We start from the raw sequence: 9,804 nt of genomic DNA, 5'->3' as shown, positions 1-9,804 counted from the left end.
GAACAACGGTGTTCATTACTCCAACGCTGTTACCAGTACCTACAAACCTGGAACATTCAGAGGTATCACGCAAATAACAGACACCACCCCAGGTTTTGAGGTGGTGCTGGAAGAAGGTTCTATGAGGTTGTACAAGATTACCTTGTAAGAACGTTATGCCTGAATTGCAGAAACTGCATCCTTAAGCTCCTGAACACGATCAGTTGCTTCCCATGTGAAGTCTGGGTCTTTGCGGCCAAAGTGTCCGTATGCCGCTGTCTTAGAGAAGATAGGACGGCGCAGCTTAAGATCTCTGATAATGGCACCAGGACGAAGATCAAAGACCTTCTCGATAGCCTGCTCAATAACAGCATCATCAACAATACCAGTGCCAAAGGTATCAACCATGATAGACAGTGGATGAGAAACACCAATGGCGTAGGCAAGCTGAACTTCACACTTCTTTGCAAGGCCTGCTGCTACGACGTTTTTGGCAACCCAGCGCGCTGCATATGCTGCTGAACGGTCAACCTTGGTGCAATCCTTTCCAGAGAAAGCGCCGCCACCATGACGGCCCATACCGCCATAGGTATCAACAATAATCTTTCTACCGGTAAGACCTGTGTCTCCCATAGGTCCGCCAACAACAAAGCGACCAGTTGGATTAACGTAAATGTCAGCGTTATCCCAAGCAATGTTGACCTCGCTCATAACAGGAGCAATAACGTGGTCAATCATGTCCTGCTTGATAACGGACATGTCCTCAATCTCTGGAGCGTGCTGCGTGGAAACAACAATAGCGGTGACCTCAACGGGTTTCTCGTCCTCATAACGAACGGTAACCTGAGTCTTACCATCTGGACGCAAGTACTCAACCTCGCCAGACTTACGTACCTCTGAAAGGCGCTGAGCAAGACGCTGAGCAAGATAAGCAGGCATCGGCATAAGAACATCGGTCTCATCAGATGCAAAACCAAACATCATACCCTGATCGCCTGCGCCGATAAGATCAAGCGGATCGGTAGTACGTCCTGCCTGCGTGTCATAGGACTGATCAACGCCCTGAGCAATATCGGGGCTTTGTTCGTGAATGAGGCTTAAAACGCCGCAGGTCTCGCAGTCAAAACCATACTTAGCGCGGTCGTAGCCAATATTTCTGAGAGTATTACGAACAATCTCCTGGACATCAACGTAGGATTGAGTGCGGATCTCTCCTGCTACCACAATAGTTCCTGTAGTAGCAAAAGTCTCACATGCACAACGAACGTTGTCCAAGCAAGCAGGAACACCACTTGGAGAAACGTACCCACGCTCTTCAAGCTCCGCCTCTTTTGCCAGGATTGCATCAAGAATTGCGTCAGAAATCTGATCGCAAACCTTGTCTGGATGTCCCTCAGTAACACTTTCTGAGGTAAACAAATGGTTTTTGTGTGCCATGAACTGTCCTTTCACGCATGGCTTCTCTGCTTATGCAGAATGTTTGCGTTCTTCTACGCGCAACTACTCTTACTATACCCACCAAAGACACTTTTGAGCAGGATCAGTCAAGAAAATTTGAAAAAAGAGCACCACAAGGGCGCTCTTTAAATAGCATAGTTAACCTGGAATTATGCAAAAATACGTATGATTACTCATCTATTCCAATGCCCGCAAGTGTCATATCTAGCAGATTCTGTGCAAGCTCATCAGAACCCTCCGCACCGTGACGCTCTCCCATCAGACCAATAGCCGAGAGAACCAATGCCCCCGTAATAGAACAGGCAGCAAGTCTTGAATCAACACCCTGACGAATAAAGCCTTGCAATTTTCCCATCTCAAGCTGATTAGCAAGGAGAACAACCACGCGAGAAAGTGGTCCTTCAATGTTGGTAATAAGCGCCTGCTCAGAGCTTGCAAGCTTGTTAATTAAAGCCAAAACCAAAGGTGAGTCAGGCAAAATATGAGCAGCAAGTTGAGCGATGATTGCGTGAAGCGTCTCTTTTGAGGCGGGCTTATTACCAATGGTATGCGCAATATCTTTTGCAAGCTCATCAACACTCTCGTCAAAGATTGCCTGCAAAAGGGCCTCTCTATCGGAAAAGTAGTAATACAGCGCACCTTTTGAAAGACGAGCTCTATCAGAAATCTCACTCATTTTGAAATTGGTATTTCCACGAGCAAGCATAAGCTTGGTTGTCTCGTGCATAATACGCTTACGTGTAGCTGCACTTTTCTTAGTACGAGCTTCAGCACGAATATGAGAAATAGAAGGAGCTGGAGTCTCGGGTTCTTCTGTAGGCTGCTGTTCATAAGCATTGTGATGTATGACTTCTAACGTAATATAATCGCGCTTCTCGCCCATGAACTCCCCCATACGACACTATCCGTCATATAAAATGACGCCTCTCTGATAATTTTTTATGCTTACTATACCGTTTTGCCGAACCTAGAAAAATACAAAGGCCTGACTTTTTTATTGTTTTAATCTGGCACTCTTTATTATTTTTACCAATTACCCTTAGAGAGAATGGCGAGAAGATCTTCTTTCCTATTCTCCACTTGACCTGCTAAATAAAGCTCAAAAAGCCTACGTTGACACACACCCACAGCAGGTCCTGGCTGAAGAGAAAGTGCTTCCATAATTTCTGCGCCCGAAACGCACAACTCTTGTGGATGCTGAGCAATTTCTTGTTTTGCCTCGTGTAAGAGGAGCTCTCTCATAGCCTCAAGCGTTACTGCGTAGCTGCGATACGGATTTGCCTTTGCCAAGGCATCAGCCTGCTTCAACGTCAAAAGGTCATACGCAAGGGCAATGCCATCCGATTTACTTGCCTCGGCTAACAGGGCAACCATATGCCTAAGCGACGCGGTTGTAACGTCCACATCATAGTCATGCAATGCCACAAGAGCACAAACTTCATTACTCAAATGCTGCGATAAAGCTAAACGTTTAAGCAAGGCTTTTGCTACGATTGCACCTTTTTCTGGATGACCATAAAAATGGCCTCTTCCATCTGCGTCAACGCTAAACATTTCTGGCTTTGCAATATCATGTAGAAGCGCCGCCCACCTAAGAGCGGGAGTAGCACACCCTGCTGTAAGAGCCTCTGTTGCAGAGCAGACTCGAGCTGTATGTTCCAGCACGTCATAAGCATGATACGGACTTCTTTGATCAAAGTTTTGAAGTGGTAAGAGCTCTGGAATTGCTATCGCTAGAACAGGAAATCCCAGCTTGATAGCATGGGCAGTATGGCCAGCCTCAACAATCTGAGCCACTTCCGAACAAATACGCTCAGATGCAACCTGAGAGAGTAGCGTCGCACACTCAGTAAGTGCCTGATGTGTCTTCTCCTCAATTGAAAACGAGAGTCTGCATGCAAACCGCAATGCTCGAAGCATGCGAAGAGCGTCCTCTGTAAAGCGAACCTTAGGCTCCCCAACAGCGCGAATTACGCGTGCAGATAAATCTTCTTGACCGCCATAAAAATCAAGCAATCCCCTCTTTGGGTGATATGCCATTGCATTAATAGTGAAGTCTCTACGAGCAAGATCTTCCTCTATACGAGAGACAAACTGCACAGAATCAGGACGACGACCGTCCAAGTATTCTCCGTCACAGCGATACGTTGTGACCTCAATAGGATGCTTCTCGACAACAGCAGTGACAGTTCCATATGCAATACCTGTTTCATGCACAGGAATGTCTGCAGCCGCAAAAGCTGCTTTGCTCTGCTGCCACGTTGCCGATGTTGTGATGTCAATGTCATGGGCAAATGAGCCGCGTAGGGCGTCTCGTACCCAGCCGCCTACAATCCACGCCTCAAATCCGGCATCTTCAAGAACTTCTAATGCACACAAGGCATGCGTGGGAACTTGTAAATTCACAGGGCGAGAAAGGCATGGTGAAGAGCTGTTTTTTTGTATGCTCATGGCCATTCCTTCCGCAGTTGCTGATGGGAAAAGTATACATCCTTCACACGTCATTCACATCCTTTCTACGGTTTTAAAATAACAAACATTTGTTCTAAATTTTTCTTTACTTCTTTTTTATTCGTGATAGTCTAAGTATACGAACAGACGTTCTATTTTCAAGTAGAAAGTTACTGCCATGGATACTCTTGATAAACTCACCATACTTGCAGATGCAGCCAAATTTGACGCGGCGTGCACTTCTTCTGGTGTAGACAGAGATCCGCAGGCAGGAAAGGTAGGAATGGCCTCAGCAGCAGGTTGCTGCCACTCATTTACTCCTGATGGACGCTGCATTACGCTGCTAAAAGTTTTACTTTCTAATGCTTGTTGTTATGACTGTGCTTACTGCGTCAATAGATCTTCTGCACAAACCAAGCGGGCTACCTTTACACCACAGGAATTAGCAGAGCTTACCGTAGATTTCTATAAAAGAAATTACATAGAGGGGCTCTTTCTTTCCTCAGGTGTTATAGGATCGCCAGACCACACCACAGAACTCATGATTGAATGCCTCTCCTACCTTAGGAATGAGTTGCTGTTTAACGGCTATGTTCATGCAAAAGTAATTCCCGGAACAGATCCAGATCTTATTGATGCTATTGGCCGCTTAGCAGATAGACTCTCCGTCAATCTGGAATTACCTAGCTCAACCTCACTTACTAAACTTTGTCCTCACAAAAACGCAGAAACGGTTACTAAACCCATGTCTTTCATTCACCGCCTACGCGTCTCTGAAGAAAGGCAATTGCTTGAAGCTAAAAATGCATCAAAGGGCATTGTGAAGTCTGCTGGAAAATCTAAGGGCATTGTTATTCCTACTCAGAAGCAGATTATAAAAGAAGGTTTAGCTCTACGTTCCAACTGTTTAAAGAACACGTTTATGCGCTCATCAAGAGTATCTTCGGGCAAGAGGTCCTTCTCGCCTGCTGGGCAATCAACTCAAATTATCATTGGAGCTTCTCCAGAATCGGATAATCAAATATTGCACTTGTCTCAATCGCTGTACCAGCAATTTGAGTTAAAACGAGTATTCTTTTCTGCCTATATTCCTGTTATAGAAGACAATCGTCTTCCTGAGCTGGACACTCCCGTTCCCCTCCGCAGGGAACACCGTCTCTACCAGGCTGATTGGCTTATGCGCTACTATGCGTTTTCTCCTGATGAGCTGGTTTCTCCAGAAGCACCTTGGCTTGATTTAGAAATTGATCCAAAGCTTGGCTGGGCGCTGGCACATCTTAATCAATTTCCCGTAGAGATTATGGATGCTCCACTAGAAATACTTTTACGAGTGCCCGGTATTGGCCCTACCGGTGCACGAAGAATTATTGCTGCAAGAAAACGGTCTCGTCTCACCTTTGATGATCTTAAACGGCTAGGAATACAGCTCAAACGATCACACCATTTTCTCACCTGCTGTGGCGTAAGAGATGCCTCAGCCCCACTTGACCAAGAACTGATTAAACAGAGGGTAATTGCTGATGCCAAAGCAAGTTCGTACAACAAAACGAGACGTCGTATTGAGTCCTCTCAACTCAGGCTCTTCTAATCAAAGTGTAGAGCTTGTCTCGCTTGTTCAGAGGCTTACAAGACTCTCCAAGCCTCAGAAGGTTGTTATCTCCTGCAATCCAAGCTTAGAAGGCGTTGTAGGGGCTGTAGGGCTCACCTATCTCTCGCATGCTAACCCAGCACACGTACGTCTTGTTAGAGAAAGCTTTTGTCAGCCTAGTCTTGGGGAGCATGTTCTCTGTGGACCAGACCCCTCTGATGACTCAGTAGTTGCCTTAGCTAGACGAGTTCTTACAGGTCTAGAGAAGAAAGTAGGAACAAGAGAGATAACACGTCGCATCGTTTTGGCATGTGCTTCTGATGCTCATGCTATGCCAGAGGTTGTGCATAGGTACATCCGTCTTGCATTCTCCTACGGCATAGGAGCACTTGAAGATATTGCTGACCCAACCGTAGCAGAATTTAATGCATTAGCTAGGCAGGTAGAAACTGAGCGAGAGCACACGCGTCAATTTGTTCGATTTTCTCGCATGTCAGACGGCTCTTTTATGTCTGTATTTCAGCCTAATGCAAACGTAGTACCACTAACCTGCAATTACTTTGTCAAACGAATGAGTACAGAGCGGTTTTTTATTGTTGATCCAGCTCACCATATAGTCAGTTTTTATGCCCCAGAAATGAAGACCTTTGGAACCATTCAGCTTGATGACACTTCTTTAGAAGAGCTGCTCTCTAGAACAGACCTTGCAACTGATGAGAAATACGTACAAGCCATGTGGAGGCGCTTCTACGAAGGAGTTGGTCTAGAAGGTCGCGGACCTGCAGAAAGAGGATACGATTTGCGCGCTCATTGGATGCCAAAGCGTGTCTGGCAAGGGCTCCCTGAGCTTACCGCAACCACAAGTGCAGAAGCTGCGCGTAGCCAAGGCGTGCCCGATTGCTATCAGGGGCGAGAAAACAGAAAGGATGTGCATCATATAGAACAAAAGCAAGTGTTTAACCAAAAGCTTACCTCTGGGTTGTAAGGCTGCTGCTTAAGAAGACTTACAAAAAAAGCGCCCAGCAGAGCTGAGCGCTTATCAATTCAAATAAAGTGACTATAACTTAGTCAAGATCGTTGAAGTCACCAGCTGCAGGTGCAGGTGCGGAAACCTGAGTCTGCTGTGCTGCAGGCTGTGCAGCATTCTGAGAACCAGTTGGAGTATTGTTGGTAAGAACGGTCTCTGGGAAGACAGAATCTGCATCATCAAGGAAGTGCTGGAGGAGCTTACGGTACTCAGCGCGGAAGTCCTCACGGGACTGCTTGAGGCGATCAATCTCATCAAGCTCAGTCTGCTTCTCTGCAAGAGCCTGACGGATAACCTCACGAGCCTTCTGGTCTGCCTCGTTGCGAATGCGCTCTGCGTTTGCACGAGCGTCTGCAACAAGCTTATCTGCGCTCTGCTGAGCAACAATGAGGACCTGAGAAATCTGGTGCTCGGATGCAGCAATAGCTGCAGCGTTTGTCTCCTCAACAGAAGGAACGCTTGCGTTCTCCTCAAGGTTTGCAACCTGAGCCTGTGCTGCAGCAAGCTGCTGCTCAGTGCTGGTCAGACGGCCCTTAAGGTCAGCGATCTTTTGAAGCATTGCATCAACCTCAGAAGAGAGCTGCTCAAGAAATGCGTCAACTTCCTCTGGATTGTAGCCGGTCTCAGCAGGAGAGAATGTCTGCTGCTCGATGTCTGCTGGTGTGATTGCCATCTTTGTTCCCTTTCAGTCTGCGAGTAGACGTACCACACATCATAACTACTCAGTTTGTAATTAAAGACAAACTAGTTTCCTATATTAGTATAAGGCCCAGCGTCGAAATGGCAAAACGTTCCACAAGATTAAGCACAAAAAGTGCAACAATCGGCGAGAGATCGACGCCAGAAATTGGAGGAATCACCTTCCTAAACACATTGAGATATGGCTCAACAATTTTGCCAATAGCCTTAAGAATGTTTCTAACCGAATCATTAGAAACGGTAATCCAAGAGGACAGGCACCATACCACAATGCAGAAGCTGTAAATCCTCAACAAAGTATAGAGCGCGTTCAAGACATAATATGAAAACACAAAAACCTCCAGTTACCTGGTAATCTCGCCCTCATCAGCAAGCTTATCAAGATCAGCCTGCGTCAAAGAGACACCATGAGGAAGTACAACAAAAACGCGGTCAGCAACTTCTTCAACAGCTCCGTCAAGTCCATAAGAAAGACCAAAACTGAAGTCCAAAATTCTCTTGGCAACCTCAATGTTGGTGTTCTTAAAGATAAGGACAACTGGCTGACCAGTACGAACACGGCGAACTACCGACTGAACATCGTCATAAGAAACAGGACGAAGAACGTATGGTGGCAGCTGTCCGGAATAGCTTGTACGGCTCACAGGACGAAGACCAATATCACCAGGAGTTGGCAGATTTGGGCTCACGGTATGCTCGTAAGAAGGAGTGTATCCAGAAGGCTCCTGACGAGATGCATACGCAGAAGCACGGGAGCGCATATCCTGCTGAGGATTATAAGAAGCAGCTGGATTTGTGCTGATTGGCTTGCCAGAGCGCGTATACACAGAAACGCTCTCTGCCTCTGGTCTGGATGGATTGCCCAGTAGTCTGTTGGAAGAGCCTTGCTGTGCACGATCATCGTATGAACGTGGAGAAGCTTCATCTACCTCGTCATAGCCCTCATCGCCGTAATACTCATCGTCGTAGTACTCATCGTCCTGACCACCACGAAGCTTTGCTCTTAGCGTATCAAGAATGCTCATCATTGTGCCTTTCTGTAACGCACGTAACTTCTTACTACTGTATCAAAAACTTGCAACTATTTTAGTGCCCACTCAACGTATAGGCTGGGTCAAACAATACTCGACCCAGTCGAATAGTCGTAGAACCCTCTTCAATGGCATACGTAAAGTCATCACTCATGCCGCAAGAAAGAACATCTAACTTCAAACCAACTTGTTGGCTTAAGCGATCACGCAATTCTCGAAGTCCTGAGAATGTTCTCTTGGCGCGCTCTGGATCATCTTTTGGTGCCATAGTCATCAGACCCACAACAGAAATGTGCGGAAGCTCAACAATCTTTTGAATAGACTCAGACACTTCTTCTGGTGAGAAACCCGATTTTGAGGCTTCAGCGGAGACGTTTACCTCAAGTAGAACAGACTCCTCAGTACCCTTCACCTCAGCACGCTTTGAAACCGCCTCTGCAAGATGTTCGGAAGAAATTGAATGAATGTAGCGAACCTTACCAACTACCTGGTTAATCTTGTTCTTCTGAAGATTACCAATCATGTCAAAAGTTATCTCAGACGCAAAAGGAGTTTCAGATAAACACGTCAGTTTATGTGTCAGCTCTTGTGGGCGATTCTCGCCAAAAACCCTATAGCCAGCCTTATAAGCTGCAAGGACAGCCTCAACAGGAACGGTTTTGGAGACGGCCACAATTTCAATCTCAGAGGCGCTTCTGCCGGACTTTTTTGCAGCATCCGCCACAAGTGACTCAATCTGAGCTCTACGAGCCTTTATAAACTCAAGATATTCATCTGAATCGTACGTCATAGCCATCATCTCTTGCGGTGAATACATCAACATCTTACGTAACGTTTAACGACTTTTGGCGTAGACCTAAACACCTTCTCCGATAGCGCTAAACGTCTTCTACCCTACTTTGACGCCATGTAAGCAACAGCCGCGTGTCTTCCGCACTTGCCATGCTCTGCTCGGTACGAGAAGAACCGCTCAGTTGTAGAGGCGGTCGAGTCAGTAACCTCTTCGATAGCAGACGCGCGTACACCAACATCTACCAGTGCGGCTCTGACGGCATATCCAAGATCTAAGTACCTCTCGCCAGATGCACGGCCTACAACGCCGGGACCAAACTCTTGTGAGAACATCTGAATGAGCTCCGGAGAAACCTCGTAGTCAGCGCCGCCAATGTGCGGACCAATATATGCTTTGACCTCGGAAGATTTGGCGCCAGTTGCCTGGCAAAGCGCCTCGGTTGCGCGCGCAGAAATGCGGGCAATTGTGCCTTTCCAGCCAGAATGCGCCACCGCAAATCCGCCGGGAGCTACAAGAATTACGGGCACACAATCGGCAAACGCCAACATCACAGGCGTATTTTGAACCGTACATACTATGGCGTCTGCACCAGTTTCTGCCTCAGCTTGAGCCTGTTCAAAAGCCTCTGGTGTATTGGAAGTCAGACAAACTACCTTGCTTCCATGTACCTGATGAGGAATAAGGAGTTGCGAGAAAAACTCGCCAGCTCCAAGAGCCTCTAAGACCAGCTGGCGATTCTTTTGCACCTGTTGCAGATTGTCTCCACACCTACTGCCCA

General features: G+C 46.8%; 11 protein-coding genes. 3 read left to right on the top strand and 8 right to left on the bottom strand.

All coding sequences use genetic code 11. The features are described 5' to 3' along the window. Window positions 1–148: DUF6541 family protein (locus RWJ43_RS04490; protein ID WP_314008290.1), on the top strand; the 148-nt coding region annotated here is incomplete at its 5' end. Window positions 149–153: 5 nt separating this feature from the next. Here RWJ43_RS04490 and metK read toward each other — a convergent pair. From metK to RWJ43_RS04475, 3 genes are all read right to left on the bottom strand, one after another. After that, window positions 154–1,416 carry a methionine adenosyltransferase gene (gene metK / locus RWJ43_RS04485; protein ID WP_314008287.1) on the bottom strand — a complete coding sequence of 421 codons (1,263 nt, stop codon included), beginning with the start codon at window positions 1,414–1,416 and terminating at the stop codon, window positions 154–156. 190 nt (window positions 1,417–1,606) lie between these two features. Next, a complete protein-coding gene (locus tag RWJ43_RS04480) occupies window positions 1,607–2,332 on the bottom strand; it encodes a TetR/AcrR family transcriptional regulator (RefSeq protein WP_314008285.1) in 726 nt (241 codons plus the stop codon). 131 nt (window positions 2,333–2,463) lie between these two features. After that, window positions 2,464–3,888, bottom strand: a complete 1,425-nt coding sequence (locus RWJ43_RS04475) for an HD domain-containing protein (RefSeq protein ID WP_314008282.1) — start codon at window positions 3,886–3,888, stop codon at window positions 2,464–2,466. A gap of 178 nt (window positions 3,889–4,066) precedes the next feature. Here RWJ43_RS04475 and RWJ43_RS04470 point away from each other — a divergent pair, with 178 nt between their 5' ends. Further along, window positions 4,067–5,476 carry a putative DNA modification/repair radical SAM protein gene (locus RWJ43_RS04470; RefSeq protein WP_314008279.1) on the top strand — a complete coding sequence of 470 codons (1,410 nt, stop codon included), beginning with the start codon at window positions 4,067–4,069 and terminating at the stop codon, window positions 5,474–5,476. After that, window positions 5,448–6,461 carry a TIGR03915 family putative DNA repair protein gene (locus tag RWJ43_RS04465; RefSeq protein WP_314008276.1) on the top strand — a complete coding sequence of 338 codons (1,014 nt, stop codon included), beginning with the start codon at window positions 5,448–5,450 and terminating at the stop codon, window positions 6,459–6,461. The genes RWJ43_RS04470 and RWJ43_RS04465 overlap by 29 nt, the downstream gene beginning before the upstream one ends. Before the next feature lie 79 nt (window positions 6,462–6,540). Here the strand turns inward: RWJ43_RS04465 and RWJ43_RS04460 are convergent, their stop codons facing one another. The 5 genes from RWJ43_RS04460 to RWJ43_RS04440 all read right to left on the bottom strand — a co-directional run. Then, window positions 6,541–7,176 carry a DivIVA domain-containing protein gene (locus RWJ43_RS04460; RefSeq protein ID WP_314008273.1) on the bottom strand — a complete coding sequence of 212 codons (636 nt, stop codon included), beginning with the start codon at window positions 7,174–7,176 and terminating at the stop codon, window positions 6,541–6,543. 79 nt (window positions 7,177–7,255) lie between these two features. After that, window positions 7,256–7,495: a YggT family protein gene (locus RWJ43_RS04455; RefSeq protein ID WP_314008270.1), complete on the bottom strand. Its 240-nt coding sequence runs from the start codon at window positions 7,493–7,495 to the stop codon at window positions 7,256–7,258. A 51-nt stretch (window positions 7,496–7,546) separates the two neighbouring features. Continuing rightward, window positions 7,547–8,227, bottom strand: a complete 681-nt coding sequence (locus RWJ43_RS04450) for a cell division protein SepF (RefSeq protein WP_313994232.1) — start codon at window positions 8,225–8,227, stop codon at window positions 7,547–7,549. A gap of 61 nt (window positions 8,228–8,288) precedes the next feature. Continuing rightward, complete coding sequence (locus tag RWJ43_RS04445) at window positions 8,289–9,050, bottom strand: YggS family pyridoxal phosphate-dependent enzyme (RefSeq protein WP_396427223.1); 762 nt, start codon at window positions 9,048–9,050, stop codon at window positions 8,289–8,291. 77 nt (window positions 9,051–9,127) lie between these two features. Beyond that, a partial coding sequence (locus RWJ43_RS04440) for a polyphenol oxidase family protein (protein ID WP_314008261.1) occupies window positions 9,128–9,804 on the bottom strand: 677 nt, incomplete at its 5' end.

This window comes from Lancefieldella parvula, assembly GCF_963530955.1.
GTDB lineage: Bacteria > Actinomycetota > Coriobacteriia > Coriobacteriales > Atopobiaceae > Lancefieldella > Lancefieldella parvula_A.
The sequence above is the reverse complement of the archived record's forward strand: the minus strand, read 5'-3'. Positions and strand labels throughout refer to the sequence as shown.

Excerpts from the sequence above, each read along its gene's own strand:
- metK (WP_314008287.1), bottom strand. The coding sequence starts at position 1,416 with ATGGCACACAAAAACCATTTGTTTACCTCAGAAAGTGTTACTGAGGGA.
- RWJ43_RS04480 (WP_314008285.1), bottom strand. The coding sequence starts at position 2,332 with ATGGGGGAGTTCATGGGCGAGAAGCGCGATTATATTACGTTAGAAGTC.
- RWJ43_RS04475 (WP_314008282.1), bottom strand. The coding sequence starts at position 3,888 with ATGAGCATACAAAAAAACAGCTCTTCACCATGCCTTTCTCGCCCTGTG.
- RWJ43_RS04470 (WP_314008279.1), top strand. The coding sequence starts at position 4,067 with ATGGATACTCTTGATAAACTCACCATACTTGCAGATGCAGCCAAATTT.
- RWJ43_RS04460 (WP_314008273.1), bottom strand. The coding sequence starts at position 7,176 with ATGGCAATCACACCAGCAGACATCGAGCAGCAGACATTCTCTCCTGCT.
- RWJ43_RS04450 (WP_313994232.1), bottom strand. The coding sequence starts at position 8,227 with ATGAGCATTCTTGATACGCTAAGAGCAAAGCTTCGTGGTGGTCAGGAC.
- RWJ43_RS04445 (WP_396427223.1), bottom strand. The coding sequence starts at position 9,050 with ATGTATTCACCGCAAGAGATGATGGCTATGACGTACGATTCAGATGAA.